Origin of the sequence: Alteribacter aurantiacus DSM 18675 (genome assembly GCF_000429705.1) — a bacterium.
Lineage (GTDB): Bacteria > Bacillota > Bacilli > Bacillales > Salisediminibacteriaceae > Alteribacter > Alteribacter aurantiacus.
On the sequence record NZ_KE386941.1, the window covers coordinates 1,006,015 to 1,025,138 of the forward strand.

Consider the following 19,124-nt stretch of genomic DNA (forward strand, 5'->3'; position numbering starts at 1 on the left):
TTAGCTTCTTTAGTTGATTGTAACATTCTGTAACTGATAAATCCCGTTCGAATAGAGGTCAAACCCTTCAATTTGATCACTCACACCCGTGAGATATTCCTGGTGATAGAGGTAAAGCATTGGAGCTTCCTCGATTAAGATATCTGTAGCTTCGTGATAAAGAGAAAGTCGTTGTTCTTCATCCCCTTCACGACGAGCTTCCTCAATCAAACGATCCACATCTTCATTGTTAAACTGTGTTCGATTTCCTGCAGCACCGATATTATTGGAGTGATATAGCATAGAAAGGGGGTAATCAGCATCTGCAGTAGCTGCAGATAAGCCTAGGATAAACATGTCGTGCTCACCACCAGCAGTACGGTCAAGGTAAGCACCCCATTCAAACTGTTCAAGGCTAACATTAACATTAATGTCTTCAAGCTGGGCTTGAACAAGAACAGCGATGTCTTCTCGTTCCCGGCTATCATTGGTCCAAAGAGTTACATCAAAACCATCCTCATATCCTGCCTCGGCAAGTAATTCTTTTGCTTTTTCAGGGTCGTACTTTAATCCTGCTGCATCAGGGTTATGTCCAAAAATAGCTTCAGCTAATGGTCCGGCTGCTTCCACACCATGACCTTCCATAATGCCATTTAACACGTCTTGTTTGTTTACAGCTTTCGATATGGCTTGTCTTACTCTTTTGTCATCGAATGGTGCTTTTTGTGTGTTAAATCCGAGGTAAGCTATGCTTACACTGTCTCTTTCATGAACCTCCGCGTTTTCATTATTATTAACGCGGTTTACGTCACTCGGACTAACTGACGTGATATGGGAACTTCCTGATTCAAGTTCACCTACACGAGTTAAGTCTTCGGAACTGACTGTAAATGTAACGCGATCCACTTGAGCTGGCTCTCCCCAATAGTGATCGTTTTTTGTAAGAGTGACTTTCTCGCCTCTATTCCATTCTTTAAATTCAAAATATCCTGTTCCAATAGGATGTTGATTAATAATAGCTCCAAATTGATTGCCATCCTCTGCATAAGCATAATCTTCTTCGATTAGTTCTTTACTAATCATAGAACTTCCCATATGAGCAAGGTGAGCTGGTAAAGCAGCATATGGATACTCCGTGACGATTTCAACTGTATGGTCATCAACGGCATTTACTTCAGCAATAGAATCAAATAAAAAGGCATTAGGTGAAGCAACTTCCTCATCTAGGAGGCGATCGAAATTTACTTTTACAACTTCCGCATTAAATTCCGAACCATCATGAAACGTCACGCCTTCCTCAAGTTGAAACTCCCAAAGATTGTCCTCCACTTGCTCCCAATCCGTCGCCAAGTTCGGTTGAAGATCCATATTTTCGTCATGCTTTAAAAGTGTTTCATAGATATTAAAAGACACATTCCAAGATGGAACGTCGTTGGAATTATGAGGATCAAGATTTTGTGCATCAGATACAACGCTTATATTAAGATCGCCACCTTCACTTTCTTTTTCCTCAGTACCTGCTGCTTCATCAGGTTCACTAGCGCAACCAACCAGAATGGAAGAAAGAGCAAAAAAACCGATTCCCCATTTCAAACTGCTTCTTTTCATGTAAAAAACCTCCTGTTGTTCTATGTACTTCCATTTCAGACTAATCTGAAAGGAGTGAATCTTATTTTAACTTACGTTATTTTCGGACATTTGTAAAGGTTTGCATTTCGCTAGTCATTCAACAAACTCTTTAAACTCTTATAAAATAAGGTTTTATTCTTTTATCTATTTTTAAATATAGGACATTTTCCTAATTTATAATTTAAATAATGACGGATGTGAGCAGGGGCTTTGACCCGAGTATGTGTACAAGACTATACTTTCACTATCGTAAGTAAAGTGTAGGGGGATGTAAGTATGACTAAGACTTTAAAAGATGTAACGTTGTCTGTGTTAGACCTAGCACCTGTTCTTCAAGGGGGAACAGCTAAAGAAACATTTCAAAGGACAGTGGATTTGGCGCAGTACGCTGAAGAGCTGGGGTATTACCGCTACTGGATGGCAGAACATCATAATATGCCCGGGATCGCCAGTTCAGCCACAGCGGTCCTTATTGGTCACGTAGCAGGGGCGACAAACAAGATTCGAGTAGGATCAGGGGGGATCATGCTTCCTAATCATGCACCTCTTGTGATTGCAGAACAGTTCGGCACCCTTGAATCCCTTTATCCAGGACGGATCGACTTGGGATTAGGACGTGCCCCTGGAACCGATTATCAAACAAGCCGAGCATTAAGACGAGATGAAAAAGGGGGAGCGGAGTTTGAGGGGATGGTCCAAGAATTACGCTCATACTTTCAACCTTTCAATGGTGTAAATGTTCGAGCCGTACCAGGCGAAGGGCTTGATATTCCCATTTGGCTTTTAGGCTCGAGTGGTTTTAGTGCGAGGTTAGCAGGGGAGTTAGGTCTTCCATTTGCGTTTGCCAGTCATTTTGCTCCTGAGAATACACTTCCTGCATTAGATATATACAGAAGTTCGTTTACACCATCAACTGTTCTCGATAAACCATATGTGATAGTTGGTGCTAACGTTATTGCAGCTGACACAGATGATGAGGCCAAATGGCTCTCCACATCCCAACAGCAGCAATTTCTTGAACTCACAAGGGGAACGCCAGGGCCGCTTAAGCCACCAATTGAAAGTCTTGATTCGATATGCATGCCCCATGAAAAAGCAGCTGTTGAACGACAACTTGCTTCATCGATTGTAGGAAGCTCAGAAACAGTGAAGGGAAGGTTAGAAGAATTTGTCCTTAATACAGAGGCTGATGAGGTGATCGTTCATTCTCAAATCTACGATCATCACAAACGCTTGAAATCCTTTAAAATTGTAAAAGGTGTGCATGAACAGTAAATAAGGCATTGAAAAAGTTCGATCTTTAACTTTTTCAATGCCTTCGAAGCAATGAGCGTAACGGTTGCCTGTTTTGAAAGCCTGATACGAGTGGGTTTCTCGTATCAGGCGCGCAACCGAGTGGAGCCATTGCCATTCAAATAAAGGCACTAAAAAAGTTCGATCTTTAACTTTTTCAATGCCTTTGCCCTACGGGGTCTAACCTCCGCTTTCCCGAGGGAGTCTACGTATATTTCATTCGCTCTAACAGCGAATTGTTCGGATCCATATCTAAACACTTTTTTTATGTCCCAGCCGCTTATTGCTATAAGACGAACAGCACTTTCTACTCACTAATGCCTCCGTGTGTAATGGTAGTCTCCACTTCAACATTGACCTTTAAATCGGGATATAATGACGCCCACCTATCCATATCCCAATCACGTGTTCGTGTTTTAACTTGAAAACCAAGTCCAAGGGGATCGACATCTAACTCTTGGAATTTTTTCACTAATTGTTCAATTTCAGTTTTCAGTTCTTCTTTAAGCTTAACTTGGAATTCTTGAATTTTATTTTCATCGAGTGTTTTACCTGAATACTCACTTAAAGCACCTTCAGCCTTTACTTTAGCCGTCAGAACCGGTAATCCTACTTCATAATGAAGGCTGTATTTCGTTCTTGCTTTAAGGTTCATAAAGGTAGCATAGTCTTCTTTATCCAACTGAATTTCGTATGTACCTGTACTAAACGTTTCAACTAACGCCTTAAACAAGAATGACTCATCCATTGAGATAGTAGAGACCATTTTGTCTCCTTTAAAAATAGCCAAGCCCTTTACTTGTAATTTGTCTTCACTCATGCCTAAAAAGGGGAGAAAGGGGTCCATTCCTTCTTGGTGGTACCGATACAAAAAAACATGAATATTCGTTTTGGGTAAATCAGTGTATTCTGTGTTTTGTTCAACCAGCTCGGTTATATAGCGAGAAATTTCGGGTTCAATGGTTAAATGCGATTCCAATAAAGATCTGGTGTTTCCTTCATAAACTAACAGGAGCATTCTTTGTCCAACTGAAGGATCCCTCGAAAAGGTGTCGATGAGTTCAAATATTCCACCTTCGGACAGTTTTCTACTATAAAGAACGGATGCAAGCTTGCTATTTTCCAGCTTTTTAGGTGATTTACTATCCATCTGGGACCGTATGTCTTTTGATGTATTTCCGATGGCTGAAATGGTTTCGCTTTCAATCACCCCGGGATTTTTTTGATTCGCCCCTTTGTAGGAAGGCACACTTACTGTTGCTTCTACTTGCTCTCCGTCTATATAATCATACCCTGCAGCGTGAATAAGTTGAAGTTCATCAATTACCTCGGTAGGTACACACCCCATAAGAAAAAGCATTGAAAATAAGAAGCTAACCACTTTGATTCGTTTCATAGCTACCTCCTTTATGACGGAGCTTTTGTACGATCCATAAAATAGGGATGAACACATATGTAATGTAGAATCCGACTTCCGAAACAATCGTGTTTAACCGATCGATTAAATCGCGAGTATTAAACACAATGCTCAAACAAAAGATGACCAAAAGTAAAACGATGAGTGTTTGATGTTGGTTAATGGAAAATATCAATTTATATCCTCTGCTAGTCGCCCACAATCCAAGACAAATATTAGGCAAAATCACAAGAGCCCAAATTGGAATAGCCAAATACTCAAACCGTTCCAAAAAAGGCAATTCAATAATTTGCCACATGGTTAGTAATGGCCAAATTGTTGCGCTAAGTTGATTTGGACTAAAATAAATGAACGCAGCAAAAGAGACGAGAAGGTACATGAATATGGTTAGTGCATTACCTAACAATGCCCACTTCAAACTTGTTTCCGGCTTCTTAATAAATGGATAAAAAATAAATACCATCTTAATTCCCAAGTAGCTTAACACCATGGTCCTAATTGCCGGAAGGTACGTATCTGCTGGTTGATTAAAAACAGGGAGCAAGGCTCTCACTTCCATAAATTCAATAGGACCAATCAAACTAAGATAGGTAATGAGAGACAACAAAACTCCAAAGTAACAAACACCGACAACTACTCTAAACCCCTTTACGATACAATAGTAAGCTAACAAACAGTAAACGGCCGTAATGGCCCACGTACTAAGGTTTGGAAAGATCCACACTTGTATCACTTCGGTAAATGTCCGCAATACAACCATTGTGACACTCAATAAATAGGTAAGAAGGAGAAAGCTTAAAGTATGACCTAGCCATTTGCCGAAAAGTTCTTTGTTAATGGAGATGATATCTCCATTTCCTTTTTTTAAAATATCGTAGATTACCCAAATCATAACAGAGGTAATCAGACCGGAAACTATAACTGCGATCCAGCCATCATACTCCATATCTTCTGCCACATAACGGGGGAAGCCGAGAACACCAACACCTACTTGCATGGCATTAATTAAAAATAACACCATCACGGGAGAGACAAGGTTTCTTGCTGGTATAGGTTGCTGCATCTCTTGATCTCTCCTCTCATTTATTCGTCAATATCGTGATGTGCTTTTGCTTTCTTTTTGTTAAAACGTGTTGAATTCCCTGTTCGAAGCTGTTCTGGCCTCTTGTTTTGCATACTAAATGGCAATCGAATGACCGAGTCTTTAAAATCAGCTAGCCTTGGTGGAAAGATCGGCTCCAAGTAAGGTCTCCCAAGTGATGTGAGGCCAAGTAGATGAACCATTAAAAATCCGAACCCTATAAAAACGCCGATCAATCCCCAAAGCTGAGCAAGAAACAAAAAGGGGAAGCGTAAAAGTCTAATAGTATTACCAATGCGGTAAATCGGTGTCGTAAAAGAAGCAAGTGCAGCCAGAGCGACAATGATTAATAAGATATTACTTGTAAGTCCAGCCTCAACCGCAGCCGTACCAATAACAATTCCTCCAACGATACCAATCGTTTGACCAACTTTTGTAGGTAGGCGTGCTCCAGCCTCTCGAAGAAGCTCGATAGTAAGCTCCAAAAAGACCGCCTCAATAATCGGTGGAAATGGGATCGCTTCTCTAGACTGTATAAGGGTTGCAAGGAGATCTCTTGGAATGAGCTGAGAGTGATAAGTTAAAACAGCTACATAAATGGCTGTAGCGAAAATGGAAAAGGTAACGGCAAATAGCCTAATAATACGTATGATGGACGACACATGCCATCTCGAAAAATAGTCATCGAAAGCAGAAAAGAATTCAATGAACGTTGTAGGACCAGTAATGGCTGTAGGTGACCCGTCCACCAGGACAGCTACTTTCCCTTCCGAAAGGACAGCAGATACCCGGTCTGGCCTCTCTGTATCAATCAGTTGAGGAAAAGGGGACATTGAACTGTCTTCAATCATTTGGTTGATATAGGAACTATCATCAATGTGATCAAAGTCAATATCTTCAATACGCTGTTTCATCGTGTTGACATTTTCCATATCAGCGATTCCATCAAGATAGAGTAAAGCCACTTTTGTTTTGGTAAGTGTGCCCACTTGCAATTCAATGACTTTAAACTCTTTGATGGGTAGCCTTATTCTAATCAATTGTATATTCGTTCGTAGATGTTCAATAAAAGCTTGTTTAGGTCCTATAACACTAAACTCGACTTCCGGTACTGTAATGTCTCGTAAATTGTCATCTTCAAGAGGAACTATAATCGCTTCCACATTGCTATCATGTGTTTGGATGCACACACACCCCTGCAACAATTTTGTTTCGATCAGTTGAACGTCTGAAGAGACTTCAACCTGATTGAAAGGCAGGGTCATCTCCAAATCATAAAGTGAAGGAGATTCGGTTTTTTTTATGTTTGGAAGAAAATCTTTTTTCATCAGTGACAAATCAACGAGGGTTTTAAAATAATATAAATCGATTTTCCCTTTGTGCAATCGCATCGTTTCATGAATAAAGTCAGCAGACTTTCCAAGCTCTAACAGAAGAGAAGGAAGGTCCGTGACTTTTTTTTGCTGTTTTTGAGCCATGTACCCTCACTCCCCGAATGTCCATGGTGACTTATGGGTATTATGAGTGAAAACGGAAGAGAATATGCTTATCCTACCAACAATTAAGGGAAGTGATGATTATGATGAAGAAGACGTATTATATTTCTTTGAATCCGAGCAGTATGGATGCCGTAAGCGAGATGAAAGTTCCAGAATCTGGCTATCAATATGAAATTCAAGCCACTGAAGAAGAAATGGAAGCCCTTCAAGACTTGCTCACGGTAACTCAGGCACACGATGTAGACGAACGTAATTTACTTACATTCAGGCACTTCGATGATCGATATGCAATTGCAGACCGGAATGAATACCAAGAAGGGTTGTCCAATGTTTTTAAAGCATTATATGAGCTTGGAACGCCTGAGACAAAACAAGCCATTGAAGAAATTCATTTAAATGAATAATGATGTCGAAATGTAAAGAGATAGAGTAGCATTGATCAAAATACGACACGTTCTTGTGAGAAAAGTATTATGATATAACGTTTTAGGATGTAGAAAAAGCGAATACTGGAGATATTTAAAGGAAGAAGTCGTTTCGCGGAGAAATCTACGATCCTTGTCACATAAGGGTTACAGTATTGTTTCAGTTTGGTTAAACTCGTTCTAATGTGATTCTATTCGTCCCACTTTTATTATATTGTGATCTTATATAAAAGAAGGAGGACGAAATAACATGACTTCATTAACGAAAAAGTGTATCACATTGGCTGTTTTTTTGTTTGGAGCATTTTTTGTACTCAGTTCAGTTGAAGCAAAAGCAGATTCCACCTTTGGTGATAAGCTTTTGCAGCAAGGGAAAGACCATAACCATGTGGTCATTCTTCAGGAACTTTTATCTGAAAGAGGGTACATAGATGGTCAAGTGAATGAAGGTACTTATGATCAAACGACACGTTCAGCAGTATTAGCTTTTCAAAAAGATAGTAACATTCAACAAGATGGTGTTGCAGGTCCACAAACGTTAGGCGCTCTTCAAGTATTACAAATTGGTGATCAAGGAGAAGCTGTGATTTCTCTACAAAGAGATTTAACAATTCTCGGGTTCTATACTGGCCATTTAGATGGTGAATTCGGACCTGTAACACATCGTTCCGTAAAAGAATTTCAAAGAAACGAAGGGATCTCGGTGGATGGTTTAGCCGGTCCTCAAACCTTTGGAAAATTGCATCAAGCCATTCAGACTCGCTCTTCTGTTACCCTACCATCATCGACCACCACTACTTCCAATGAGGGTTCTTCATCGAGCTCAGCATCTTCATCTGAAAATGAAAATGCGTCAGCATCCAATTCATCCCCTGAAACGAAGAACAAAAATGAAACTCCAAATTCAAATAACGTAGCCACCGAGTCAACATCAAACACTTCCAATAATACAGACCGCTCAAGCAAACCAACTTCGAGTGGTGGACAAACAATGACTGTAGAAGCTACAGCTTATACAGCTTACTGTAACGGTTGTTCGGGAATTACGGCTACCGGTCTTGACTTGAGAAGCAACCCTGATAAAAAAGTGGTCGCAGTCGATCCTTCTGTGATTCCTTTAGGTAGCACCGTTCACGTTGAGGGATATGGAACATTTATTGCAGGAGATACAGGTGGAGCCATCAGAGGGAACAAAATCGATATCTTCATGCCAAATAGGGAAGAAGCCATTCAATTCGGTCGAAGAAACCTTACAATAACCGTTGAAAGATAATGCTGAATAGCATTACTAAACCCATTAAACATATAAGTTAAGTAGAGATAATGTATGTGTGGATAAGGTGAAGGTTTAGAAATGAGATCTGAGGCCACAAAATGAAATAATCGTCCTTTTGGGTAACGGGTTCTGTTAACTAATGCAAACATTAAAATAGTAAAGCAAATAGACCTTCAAATTGTATGGAAATTTGAAGGTCTATTTTTGTTGATATTTTTGGGGGATTTGTAATGCAATTTGTCTATAGCCAGTGTACCGCAACAAAAGACACTACATTTTTACTTACAAATGGATAAACAGCTAATATTGATTAAGCACTGTTATAAGTGGACGATCATTTCACTGTGTTTGAAAAATAAAGGGAGAAATTCCGACTAAATTGAGAAATGCCCATATTTCCTTAATAATAAGGGAAGTTTTTCCGCTTATATGATCCAAATCTTTATGTTTTGTCTTATTTAGAGTAGTTAACCGGAATATCTCCTCTTATCTCCTGCTTCTTAACCTCCTTAATCTACATTAGGAGGAAATTCTCCGCCTATTTCATACCTAAGCAAAAGGTGATATGAGCAGGCAGAGTTGGTATGCATACTTCGTCATAAGCAATCCGAATAATAAGAAATAAAAGCAAAATAGCAAGGGTAGAAACCCTTGCTATTTCTAATGTTTTTAATCCTCTAGTCTAATAAAGGGCTCTACATTTATTACGTTTTGATTTACATTTCCCTTGCAAATTGACGTTTTGTGATAGGAAACGAAACCCGTTACCTTTTAGAGCCTCTTTGTAAGGCTCTAAATCATTCCAAAACGAAGAATCATGTACAAAAGAGAGGTGAAGAGGAACGCTATGGTAAGGGAAAAGGAAGCATTTTCCTTAACGATTTGAATTGGTTTTTGATCCATTAATCGTGACGCCATTAAAACTTGACCGGAGAACGGAGACATCTGTGTTGAAGTTGTCCATGCTACGAGTAGAATCATAGCCATGTATTCAGGTGATACACCGAACTTTACAGGAGATAGAGAGCTCCCGATCCCGATAATAATAATAACCGGGTGGATACCTACTTGCGAAAGTAGAATCGTAAGACCAACGATAAACATACTTAACAAGTAAACCGAACCAAAAGAGGCGTCAAACAGCTGCTCGGAAACATAGGTTCCAAAGTCTGTTTGGGATAGGGCCATTCCAAAGTATCCTGCACTAATAAAGACGGCCAATTCATTTTTCAACCTTAAGAAGGTGTCTTGAACTTGAATCACGACATCTTGTACATACGAGCGAAAGATTCTACTTACCACTGCCCATAGAAACGGTAGAAAAAGAGCAACTAAGGATACCACTGTAAGCATGTTTACATGAAGCACCCAATCTAGCAGAAAAGACAAGCTAACTAAGACAATACTAAAGATATAAAAGGGAGTTAAGGACTGCGGTCGTGATGTGGATAACCCTTTGGTCTTGTGTTCAACTTGTTTCTCATCTTTAAAATGAATAAAGCAAAAGAATAGCCAAGAAACGAGTAAATAGATCACAGCGAGAAAAATCGCATATCCACCAATATCAGACCAAGATAATTGAAAGAGTACAAGCATTAATCCAACATTTACAAAGTATGGGGACCATAGCATACAAAACCCAAACGCTCGCATAATTGTTAATGTCAGCTTTTTATCCTGATAAGATGAAAAGCTTTCTTCTGCTATACGTTTAACAATGGCCATTGCTCCATAATTTAATAACACACCAATCGATGAGGTTAGAAAATAGCTTAAGCGATAAGGATGTTTAGCCCCTTTTCTTTCCTTTTCCTGCACTTTGACTTTGAGAGCGCTTAAATACCCTGCTGAGCTCATAAATGTTCCAATCAGAGGAATGAGCAAAAAGAGGCTAAGGAGGTTAAAGTTCTCTCCAAAACCACTGAAAGCGTGTGTCAAGTTGCTCTCTTCCATATAAATACAATAACTACCAATGAGTACAAGGGTCGTAACAACTATTCGACTAATAACGGAGATAAAGAAGAAGGCACTTAACAGAAGAATAACACCAATCATACTAATCACAATCATGATGATATCGTTTTGAACAAATTGATTGATTAAGTATAGGGTCGCTCCTATATATGCTAGAATTCCTAATGTAGTAAATAACGATTTCTTCGAGAACGTAGGACTCATCTCCTTTGGTCAGGTATATATAATTAACAAAAAGAAAAAGGGAGCTCTTGCAAAGAAGTTCTTTGCTCACACCCTTTCCCCCTATTAATCAAAATAATCCTTCTCAAGGCGTTTTAAGTTATTCAAAGCCATCTTAGACCATTCAGTAGATTCGTCTTCTAAGTGAGCCATTTCTTCATGTAATGCTTTTTTTAAAGATGCTTTATATTCAGGGACTTCTCCTTCAAAAGGCTTTACATACGCTTTTGGTACGTTGGTCTTTTCTCTCTCACTTAGAGCGCGTCTTTCATGAAAGAGAGGAACATCTACTTGGTTAGGGTTATGAAGATCTCCTTGTTTTGGATGCTTCAATACCGCTTTAATTTTTATAACATAGCGGTCTTGCTTGATATCTGTAATTTCACCAATGTATTTACCGGTTTTATAAATACCGGTTACCGTTTCGCCTACTTGATATGTTTCGTTCATCGAAAATCCCTCCTGTGACATGATCATAACATAACATCAAAAACATGAGGCAAATAATCTGACATCTTTGTAGAAACGTAAAGGAAAATCCTGCTATACTCCTACGATAGTCATCATCTTTTTATAAGGGGGGACGCATGGTGGAACAAATTACGAATGAATTTACGTTAGTAAGGCGGCTTTCTATTCAAAAAGTACTTGAATTTATCCAAGTGACCAGTTTGTTTGACAGTGAAATTTATATTATAAAACATGAAAAAGCCTATAATTTGAAAAGTGTTCTCGGTGTCATGAACCTTTTTTTTACGTCGACACGAAATCAAACATTCATCGTGCGAATCAAGGGAGAAGACGCAGAATATGCTAATAAAGAAATCAAAAAATTCATAAACACCCATTCATAATGGTGATTTCATCCTCATGTTTGTACATGAGGATTTATTTTAGTCCTCGAAATATCACGTTCCATCCTTTACAATTATGAGAAGACTCGTAATTTTCACCAAAAAAGTGGAGGCGATCCAATGATAGCAAAGTCATTGATAGAAAAGATCATGAATGCCGCTCTTGAAACGGGCGGAGATTTTGCAGAAGTGTTTGTAGAGGATAAAATGAATACAAGTATTGGGCTTGTAGGAGGAAAAGTAGAGAGAAGTATCTCAGGTAAGGATTTCGGCATCGGGATTCGGATTTTACAAGGAAATAACAGCGTATATGGTTATACGAACGACCATTCAGAAGAAGCGCTATTAAAGATTACACACCAAGTAGCTCAAGCGTTAAATGGTGAAGGGAACTCAACTATTCTACCATTAAGAGGGGAAACGTTTCACTCTGTTCATCCTATAAGATACGCGCCACTTGATGTGGCGAAAACGAAAAAGGTTGAACGAATGAGAGAAGTATATCATGTAGCAAAAGAATACCATTCATCCATTTCACAAGTCAGTGTGGGTTATCGTGATGAGGATCAGCGTGTTCTAATCGCAAATTCTGAAGGCACATTCATTGAAGATCGGCGAATAAGGACTAGGTTGTCTGCGCAAGCCGTTGCTTCAAACAATTCTGAAATGCAGACAGGTTCTTATTCTCCCGGTGCACATAAAGGGTTCGAATTAATGGATGAACTTGATCTATCCTTTTACGGTCGCGAAGCAGCGCGGATTGCGACCACGATGTTACATGCTCGTGAATGTCCCAGTGGTCAGTTTCCTGTGATTATTGATAATGAATTTGGCGGGGTTATTTTTCATGAGGCATGCGGACATGGATTGGAAGCGACTTCCGTTGCAAAAGGGAACTCTGTATTTTCAGATAAGTTGGGTGAGAGAGTGGCTCCGGATATTGTCACTTATATTGATGATGGGACGTTATCTAATGAATGGGGTTCTCAAAACATCGATGATGAAGGAGAAAGAACACGTAAGAACGTTTTAATCGAGAACGGGATATTAAAAGGTTACTTGATAGATAAGCTCGGGGGAAGGCGCATGGGGATGGATCCTACCGGTTCTAGTCGCAGAGAATCCTATAAGTATGCTCCAACTTCCCGAATGACAAATACGTTCATCGCTCCAGGTACATCTTCACGTGAAGAAATCATCGCCAATACTGAGTTTGGAATCTATGCCAAATATATGGGTGGAGGCTCTGTAAATCCTGCAACTGCAGATTATAACTTCGCTGTAAATGAAGGTTATATCATTAGGAACGGAAAAATTGCTGAACCCGTTCGAGGGGCAACATTAATCGGAAACGGAGCTAAAACATTACAGAAAGTAGATATGGTAGGGAATAACCTTGCTCACGGACAAGGGATGTGTGGATCTGTCAGTGGCTCCATTCCTGCAAACGTAGGGCAACCGACGATTCGCGTCAGTGAAATAACGGTAGGCGGAAGGGGGCAGTCGTAATGGAGCTTACTCAATTCAAGGAATTGCTGTTTCAAGCCGGGGAAAAAGCTGGCTTTGAAGAGATGGAACTTTATTACGCAAATGGAGAGAAATTCAGCACTAAGGTATACAATGGAGAGGTAGACAGCTATACTTTGGCTACTGATGCCGGTCTTTCTTTTCGCGGTCTTATAAACGGCCAAATGGGATATGCGTACACAGAAAAAATTGATCATTCATCTGTTCAACTTTTAGTAGACGGCGCAAAAGAGAATGCTTTCATTCTCGATACAGAAGACCATGAAGACCTTTATTCAGGAGCCGACTCTTATCCTGCATTGGATTTATTTGCAGATGAGCTTGAGAACGTTTCCCCATCTACGAAGATTGATTTTCTAAAAGAAGTAGAGAAAGCATGTTTTGCTAGAAGCAATAAAGTATCAAGTGTGAATTACTGCATGCTTCAATCCTTTTCATCAGATAAGAGAATTGCAAATTCAAAAGGATTAGACGTTATGGATCGTGGAAACGGAATTTTTGTGTTCGTCTCCGTCGTTGTAAAAGACAACGAAGACATTAAGAGCGCTCAAAAACTTGCGATTTCAAGGGATTTCTCTGCTTTTGAAGCAGAAAAAATTGCAAATGTTGCAGTGGATGAAGCATTGAGTTATCTTGGTGCCGAATCCGTGAAAAGTGGATATTATCCGGTTATTTTTAAGAATAAAGCTGCCGCCGCTCTCCTTCAAACGTTTGTTGGTTCCTTTTCTGCAGACAACGTGCATAAAGGCAAGTCTCGTTTAGCAAACAAGGTCGGAGAAAAAATAGCAGGCAAAAACATCACCATCATTGATAATCCGCACGATACTAAGGGCTTCTCAAGTCGGTCTTTTGATAGTGAAGGTGTGCCGACAAAACCCTTACACGTACTTGAAGAAGGCGTTTTAAAAACCTATTTGCATAATCGAAAAACAGCAAAGAAGGATGGTGTCTCTTCAACCGGTCACGCATCAAAAGCCTCTTACAAAGGAACGATTGGCATATCGCCATCTAATCTGTACATCAAAGCAGGGGAAGAATCGTTTGATCATATCGTATCCAACAGTAAAGAAGCTATTGTGATTACGAGTTTACAAGGTCTTCATTCTGGTGCAAACCCAATTTCAGGTGATTTCTCCTTGGCCGCTCACGGCTATCTTGTTAAAAACGGGAAGATCCTTCGTCCGGTAAACCAAATTACAGTCGCAGGAAATTTCTTTTCACTTTTAAATGACGTTGAATCTGTAGGAAATGATCTTGAAACAGAGCTACCAAGTGGGGGAGCGATTGGTTCACCGAGTTTAAAGGTTTCTAAGTTAAGTGTAGGTGGGAAATAATTAACCTGTCCTTCGGCTCATCATTCATGCTTAAGTAACAAGACTAACTTAAAAATAAAGTAAAACCCCTTGAAGACGAGTGACCTTCAAGGGGTTCCTTTTATACTTCTACTAATTCATGTGATAATTCCTGCTCTAAAAATCCCGCAATGCCGATGTTGTTCTCCAAGTCCACGATAAACAACGTTTTTCCTTTTCTTATCCAAGACATATATGTGTCATAAAAGGGGTGAGTCTCTTTTATATACTTTTCTAGGTCCTGTTCTTCTGTACACGTATCCATGACTGTCCCTTTACCTACATATTCCGTTCGGCCATGCTTATTCACGTAAACGGTTTCACCAGCTTGAAACATCCATCATCACCTCTTCGTAATCTCTACTTTTACTATAACATACCCTTATTTCATGCTACAAAAGAACGGTTCACTTATCTTCTATAAAACTGGCTCAAATAACGGAAGTTTGGGCGAACGATAAAGTTGTTTAAAAAGGCCGATCGCGTTGCAAAAGGTCTCCTTTTTGAGTTCAAGAAATCAAGAATTTCTTTTGCGGGAACAATTCCGATACCATGCCCAAAATACAAGTCTCCGTTCATAAGTATCGCATTCTCCCCACGCCATTCCGGTGTTGCACGGTTGTATTCGGGACTATCAAAGTAAACGCAGTCTCCTGGAATATAGTCTGTGCTCACATGTCCTGCCAACCCCAAATCTCGATCAGCTTCCCAAGAGAACAAATAAATGTGAGGAAATAAGCGATTAAACATCATCGGACCTAATGCGTCAAGTACAGCTTTATAATAAACAATAATAATAGCAACAGCGCATTCAAAAGCATAATAAGATCCATTTGCAAAAATATCGTTAATCCCCACATGGGGAGGGATTTCAGGACGTAGGTAAAAGCCGCCACGGCGTGTACGATACCAGACATATTCATTGCAAAATGACGTAGTAAAGGTGGCAAAAGACGCCCCACTACTATTCAATCCACTTGCTGCACGCATAATATGAACGCGTAAATAAAGTTCAAAATACAACTCATGTAATGAAGTGTAATCATATACATCTCTATAATCCACCATTAGATTCAAGATCTTGCGTTGCTCAGGTATGAGCTCAGCTGTATTCACGGTAGATAGATCGAGATTACGACCGTTAATCCTAATCATCATATCCGCTCCTTTGATGTAAGAGTCTACGAAGCGAGCAAAGAACCGTTGTGTACGTTAAAGGATATGACTGATATTCGAATACTTACCACTTAATTATGTTCTTTTATCCGAACAGTGAAATCAGCCCGGCACCAACAAACACAAATATCCCTACGATGAAAAGGATAGTGGGAATGTTCTCTTCTTTTTTTAGAAATAGCTTTCCAAGAATGACAGTAATTACAGGATCGACGGCTAATATGGCTACTGAATAGCTTACATAAATGAGTGAAGTAGACAGGTAAAAGAAAAGGAGAGCAAATCCGGTTAATATTCCTGCCCATATATAGTGAGGGTAGGAAAAAGCTACTTTGATAAAGATGTGAGGTGGTTCTCTGTTTATTTTCCATTCATATAGAGTTAAGACGATCAGAGCTACAATCGTACCGATAAAGGCACCCAACACAGGTTCCAACATGACGTTCATGGCTTCTTTTGTTAGGCCCTGACCAATTCCGTATCCAATCGCAGCAAGAAAGGCATACATATACCCATACCTTAGACCGCGCACTGAGGTTTCTCTGAAGGTGAAAAAACCCATAATAAAGAGGCCTGTAAAGATACACACAATTCCGATCATAGGCATTAAGGCAATTTGCTCTTGTAAAAATACAAGGGCAAACACCAAAGTGAATATTGGTGCAGAGTTCTTGATGGCTACTGCTTTAGAAGAACCGTTTATCCGAATGCTTTTATATAAAAGAGGCCTTCCAATGACGTTTATTAAAAACCCGGCTACGGCAAAAAGGACGATTCCACGCGCATTCATGTCGGGCAAATGGGTAACGAACATTGTAATAAGAGTAGCCATACCTAAAACCAAAACATTGATAAGCGTAATGACCCATAATCCGTTCGTAGGAGAATGGGTCATTCCTTTTTTCAAAACAATATTTGTACTTGAAAAGCAAAGTGCAGATATAAAAGCGAATAAAAAACCCATGGCTCTTCACCCTCAAATGTCAGTCGTATGATTAGCCTATGAAAGGATGATGTAACCAGTGACCACCTTATCTCATCACACTTCCTCCTGAGAGCTTTAGTGATTCTCCTACAATGTTTTCTGCTGCATCAGATAAAAGAAACAAGATTGAGTTGGCTACTTCTTCAGGTTCCGTTAATCGCCCTGAAGGCAAGTTTTGTTTCACCATCTCAAGCTCCTCCTCGTACGAGCGATTCGAACGTTTTCCTTTTCGTGTAATGGCGTTCCTAGCCATTTGAGTATTAACGAAACCGGGACAAACGGCATTTACGCGAACATTATGTTTGATTGCCTCCACTGCAATAGACTGAGTAAAACCAATTAGGGCAAATTTTGAAGCACTATAGGCACTATTACCGTAAGTTCCTCTCAGTCCAGATAGGGAGGAGACATTTACGATTGCACCGGATCCTTGGTTAATCATTTGCTTGTAAACCTTTTGAGTAAATAACACTGTTGAAGTAAAATTTAGTTCCATAATGTTGCGAAGGTCATCTTCTCTTAAATGTTCAATCACATCTCCACCGCCAATCCCTGCACAATTGACTAAGTCTGTAACCGGACCACACTCATGAATCGCATAGTCTAGTAGATGCTGACGGTCTTCCTCATTCGTCAAGTCCGAAGGGTGAACAAATACACGTGTCTGTGAAGAGGACTTTTGGATTTCTTTTTTTAATTCATGTAGCTTATCTTCGTTTCTCCCGGTAATCGTAACTGAGGCACCTGATCTAGCAGCCGCCAAGGCAGTTGCCCAACCTATGCCACCAGTGGCACCTGTAATAAGTATATGCTTTCCTTTACATCCTTGTTGGTCAAAGGTCATTGTATTTTCCTCCTCGTTGTTTATGCCACTGAAAAAGGATATATTCCTTTTTCAAATGCCTGTGTTTATACATGGTAAGTAACCTTTTTATGCAGGCTCCAAACAAAACAAAAGCCAAATTTAAACACCTCAAGTATGGACCATGGTATAATCTGGGTTGAATCAGCTCAATGAAAAGAGGCGTTTTATAATGGTGAACGTTATTTTATTTGATTTGGATGGAACCTTGCTTCCTATGGATACGGAAGCTTTTGTAGAGAACTACATAAAGGAACTGGCACCTCAAGTGGCTCATATTGTTGACCCAAACCTTTTTGTAAAATCCCTTTGGGCAGGCACACAAGCAATGGTGCAAAACAAAGATCGAACAAAAACGAATGAACAAGTGTTTGAAGAGACGTTTTTATCATTAATCCCGGTGGAGAAAGAACATATTTGGCCTACGTTGGATCTTTTTTATCGTGACGTGTTCCCAACATTTTCTCATCTAAGCACGCCCACACCTTTAGCCAAAGACGTGGTAGAACAAGCAATTGATCAAGGGTACCGTGTAGCAGTAGCTACAAATCCCGTTTTTCCTAAAGCCGCAATTGAACATAGAATAGAATGGGCAGGTTTATCCCACATTCCTTTTGAACTGGTAACGGTTTATGAAGAAAGTGTCTATACAAAACCTCATGTAGAATATTATGAGTCTATTTGCGAAGTATTAGGCGTTGATCCTAGAGATTGTGTGATGGTCGGAAATGATAAACAAGAAGATATGTCAGCAAGCGAGACAGGAATGAAAACATATCTTGTTGAGGGGAATGTCATTGACAGGGGAGAACCTTCTTTCCGCATTGATGACCAAGGAACACTTGAACAGTTTTATGATGACTTGAAAAATGAAAAGGGTATTTTTCAAGTGAAGGGGGTAGAAACAGGTGAACGATATTAAAAATATCTATTGTGTGGGGCGTAACTTTGTAAAGCATGCTGAGGAGCTAGGAAATGATATTCCGAGTAGGCCACTTCTTTTCTCAAAGCCGACCAGGTCGATTGTTCAAGCAAACGGAGGAACAATTGAACTTCCATTTGACCGAGGAGAGGTTCATTATGAAGCAGAAATCGTTCTTTTTATTGGACAAGATGTACCAAAATCATTCGCAGTAGAAGATGTAGTGGAGAAAATGGCTCTTGGAATTGATTTCACATTGCGAGAGGAACAACAACGATTAAAAGAAAAAGGCCATCCTTGGTTACGAGCTAAGGGGTTTAAAAATAGTGCAGCGATTACCGACTTTTGGTCATTCCCTGGCATGAACTCTTGTAAAGAGACGGATTTTACACTGCACATTAACGGAGAAGAAATTCAGCGAGGGAATATTCAAAACATGTTGTTTGATTTTAAGCGGATCATAGAAGAGTGTAACGACCTTTTCGGATTAGGTCCGGGAGATATCCTATTTACTGGTACTCCTGAAGGGGTTGGGAAAGTAAATGCACATGACGAATTCCTTCTTCGGTGGGGTGAAGAAGGAAAGGGACGATTTACGATTGCATGAATGATCTAAACAAGTCATAGATTTAAGTATTGTAATTTCTTTTT

Annotated in this window: 18 protein-coding genes; 8 read left to right on the plus strand and 10 right to left on the minus strand. The window is 39.8% G+C overall.

Annotated elements, in window-relative coordinates; translation table 11 throughout:
- Positions 1-9 precede the first annotated feature (9 nt).
- Complete coding sequence (locus G476_RS0108335) at positions 10-1,587, minus strand: glutathione ABC transporter substrate-binding protein (protein WP_035186291.1); 1,578 nt, start codon at positions 1,585-1,587, stop codon at positions 10-12.
- A 297-nt stretch (positions 1,588-1,884) separates the two neighbouring features.
- On the opposite strand from G476_RS0108335, the gene G476_RS0108340 reads away from it, so the two are divergent.
- Entirely contained in the window at positions 1,885-2,883 is a 999-nt protein-coding gene (locus tag G476_RS0108340) for an LLM class flavin-dependent oxidoreductase (protein ID WP_026689696.1), read from the plus strand.
- Between the two features lie 325 nt (positions 2,884-3,208).
- Here G476_RS0108340 and G476_RS0108345 read toward each other — a convergent pair whose 3' ends face one another.
- Genes G476_RS0108345 through G476_RS0108355 form a run of 3 tightly spaced genes read right to left on the minus strand, consistent with a single transcriptional unit; the run spans position 3,209 to position 6,877 of the window.
- Positions 3,209-4,297 (minus strand): Ger(x)C family spore germination protein, encoded by a 1,089-nt coding sequence (locus tag G476_RS0108345; RefSeq protein ID WP_026689697.1) that lies wholly within the window; start codon positions 4,295-4,297, stop codon positions 3,209-3,211.
- On the minus strand, positions 4,275-5,381 hold the full coding sequence (locus G476_RS0108350) for a GerAB/ArcD/ProY family transporter (protein WP_026689698.1): 1,107 nt from the start codon (positions 5,379-5,381) through the stop codon (positions 4,275-4,277). Before G476_RS0108350 ends, G476_RS0108345 begins: the two co-directional genes overlap by 23 nt.
- A 20-nt stretch (positions 5,382-5,401) precedes the next feature.
- A complete protein-coding gene (locus G476_RS0108355; RefSeq protein WP_026689699.1) occupies positions 5,402-6,877 on the minus strand; it encodes a spore germination protein in 1,476 nt (491 codons plus the stop codon).
- Positions 6,878-6,978: 101 nt separating this feature from the next.
- Between G476_RS0108355 and G476_RS0108360 the strand changes: the two genes are divergently transcribed.
- Positions 6,979-7,302, plus strand: a complete 324-nt coding sequence (locus G476_RS0108360; RefSeq protein ID WP_026689700.1) for a hypothetical protein — start codon at positions 6,979-6,981, stop codon at positions 7,300-7,302.
- 271 nt (positions 7,303-7,573) lie between these two features.
- Entirely contained in the window at positions 7,574-8,596 is a 1,023-nt protein-coding gene (locus tag G476_RS23265; RefSeq protein WP_084405676.1) for a peptidoglycan-binding protein, read from the plus strand.
- 795 nt (positions 8,597-9,391) lie between these two features.
- Here the strand turns inward: G476_RS23265 and G476_RS0108370 are convergent.
- Both G476_RS0108370 and kapB read right to left on the minus strand, forming a co-directional pair.
- Positions 9,392-10,777: a hypothetical protein gene (locus tag G476_RS0108370; RefSeq protein WP_245579646.1), complete on the minus strand. Its 1,386-nt coding sequence runs from the start codon at positions 10,775-10,777 to the stop codon at positions 9,392-9,394.
- An 84-nt stretch (positions 10,778-10,861) separates the two neighbouring features.
- Complete coding sequence (gene kapB / locus G476_RS0108375; RefSeq protein ID WP_026689702.1) at positions 10,862-11,245, minus strand: kinase-associated lipoprotein KapB; 384 nt, start codon at positions 11,243-11,245, stop codon at positions 10,862-10,864.
- A 137-nt stretch (positions 11,246-11,382) separates the two neighbouring features.
- Between kapB and G476_RS21560 the strand changes: the two genes are divergently transcribed.
- From G476_RS21560 to G476_RS0108390, 3 genes are all read left to right on the plus strand, one after another.
- Positions 11,383-11,649: an HPr family phosphocarrier protein gene (locus G476_RS21560; protein ID WP_035186294.1), complete on the plus strand. Its 267-nt coding sequence runs from the start codon at positions 11,383-11,385 to the stop codon at positions 11,647-11,649.
- 120 nt (positions 11,650-11,769) lie between these two features.
- A complete protein-coding gene (locus G476_RS0108385) occupies positions 11,770-13,158 on the plus strand; it encodes a TldD/PmbA family protein (RefSeq protein WP_026689703.1) in 1,389 nt (462 codons plus the stop codon).
- The gene (locus G476_RS0108390) at positions 13,158-14,510 is read left to right on the plus strand and encodes a TldD/PmbA family protein (RefSeq protein ID WP_026689704.1); all 1,353 of its coding nucleotides are present in this window, start codon (positions 13,158-13,160) and stop codon (positions 14,508-14,510) included. The genes G476_RS0108385 and G476_RS0108390 overlap by 1 nt, the downstream gene beginning before the upstream one ends.
- 100 nt (positions 14,511-14,610) lie before the next feature.
- Here the strand turns inward: G476_RS0108390 and G476_RS0108395 are convergent, their stop codons facing one another.
- From G476_RS0108395 to G476_RS0108410, 4 genes are all read right to left on the minus strand, one after another.
- Positions 14,611-14,865 carry a hypothetical protein gene (locus tag G476_RS0108395; protein ID WP_026689705.1) on the minus strand — a complete coding sequence of 85 codons (255 nt, stop codon included), beginning with the start codon at positions 14,863-14,865 and terminating at the stop codon, positions 14,611-14,613.
- 74 nt (positions 14,866-14,939) lie between these two features.
- Entirely contained in the window at positions 14,940-15,686 is a 747-nt protein-coding gene (locus G476_RS0108400) for a protein-glutamine gamma-glutamyltransferase (protein WP_084405678.1), read from the minus strand.
- A 103-nt stretch (positions 15,687-15,789) separates the two neighbouring features.
- A complete protein-coding gene (locus G476_RS0108405; protein WP_026689707.1) occupies positions 15,790-16,668 on the minus strand; it encodes a DMT family transporter in 879 nt (292 codons plus the stop codon).
- Between the two features lie 67 nt (positions 16,669-16,735).
- Positions 16,736-17,533 (minus strand): SDR family NAD(P)-dependent oxidoreductase, encoded by a 798-nt coding sequence (locus G476_RS0108410; protein WP_026689708.1) that lies wholly within the window; start codon positions 17,531-17,533, stop codon positions 16,736-16,738.
- Between the two features lie 190 nt (positions 17,534-17,723).
- Here G476_RS0108410 and G476_RS21565 point away from each other — a divergent pair, with 190 nt between their 5' ends.
- Both G476_RS21565 and G476_RS0108420 read left to right on the plus strand, forming a co-directional pair.
- On the plus strand, positions 17,724-18,473 hold the full coding sequence (locus G476_RS21565) for an HAD family hydrolase (RefSeq protein WP_205620292.1): 750 nt from the start codon (positions 17,724-17,726) through the stop codon (positions 18,471-18,473).
- A complete protein-coding gene (locus tag G476_RS0108420) occupies positions 18,460-19,080 on the plus strand; it encodes a fumarylacetoacetate hydrolase family protein (protein ID WP_026689709.1) in 621 nt (206 codons plus the stop codon). Before G476_RS21565 ends, G476_RS0108420 begins: the two co-directional genes overlap by 14 nt.
- Positions 19,081-19,124 lie beyond the last annotated feature (44 nt).

Coding starts and splice junctions, on each gene's coding strand:
- G476_RS0108335 (WP_035186291.1), bottom strand. CDS start 1,587: ATGAAAAGAAGCAGTTTGAAATGGGGAATCGGTTTTTTTGCTCTTTCT.
- G476_RS0108340 (WP_026689696.1), top strand. CDS start 1,885: ATGACTAAGACTTTAAAAGATGTAACGTTGTCTGTGTTAGACCTAGCA.
- G476_RS0108345 (WP_026689697.1), bottom strand. CDS start 4,297: ATGAAACGAATCAAAGTGGTTAGCTTCTTATTTTCAATGCTTTTTCTT.
- G476_RS0108350 (WP_026689698.1), bottom strand. CDS start 5,381: ATGCAGCAACCTATACCAGCAAGAAACCTTGTCTCTCCCGTGATGGTG.
- G476_RS0108355 (WP_026689699.1), bottom strand. CDS start 6,877: ATGGCTCAAAAACAGCAAAAAAAAGTCACGGACCTTCCTTCTCTTCTG.
- G476_RS0108360 (WP_026689700.1), top strand. CDS start 6,979: ATGATGAAGAAGACGTATTATATTTCTTTGAATCCGAGCAGTATGGAT.
- G476_RS23265 (WP_084405676.1), top strand. CDS start 7,574: ATGACTTCATTAACGAAAAAGTGTATCACATTGGCTGTTTTTTTGTTT.
- G476_RS0108370 (WP_245579646.1), bottom strand. CDS start 10,777: ATGAGTCCTACGTTCTCGAAGAAATCGTTATTTACTACATTAGGAATT.
- kapB (WP_026689702.1), bottom strand. CDS start 11,245: ATGAACGAAACATATCAAGTAGGCGAAACGGTAACCGGTATTTATAAA.
- G476_RS21560 (WP_035186294.1), top strand. CDS start 11,383: ATGGTGGAACAAATTACGAATGAATTTACGTTAGTAAGGCGGCTTTCT.
- G476_RS0108385 (WP_026689703.1), top strand. CDS start 11,770: ATGATAGCAAAGTCATTGATAGAAAAGATCATGAATGCCGCTCTTGAA.
- G476_RS0108390 (WP_026689704.1), top strand. CDS start 13,158: ATGGAGCTTACTCAATTCAAGGAATTGCTGTTTCAAGCCGGGGAAAAA.
- G476_RS0108395 (WP_026689705.1), bottom strand. CDS start 14,865: ATGTTTCAAGCTGGTGAAACCGTTTACGTGAATAAGCATGGCCGAACG.
- G476_RS0108400 (WP_084405678.1), bottom strand. CDS start 15,686: ATGATGATTAGGATTAACGGTCGTAATCTCGATCTATCTACCGTGAAT.
- G476_RS0108405 (WP_026689707.1), bottom strand. CDS start 16,668: ATGGGTTTTTTATTCGCTTTTATATCTGCACTTTGCTTTTCAAGTACA.
- G476_RS0108410 (WP_026689708.1), bottom strand. CDS start 17,533: ATGACCTTTGACCAACAAGGATGTAAAGGAAAGCATATACTTATTACA.
- G476_RS21565 (WP_205620292.1), top strand. CDS start 17,724: ATGGTGAACGTTATTTTATTTGATTTGGATGGAACCTTGCTTCCTATG.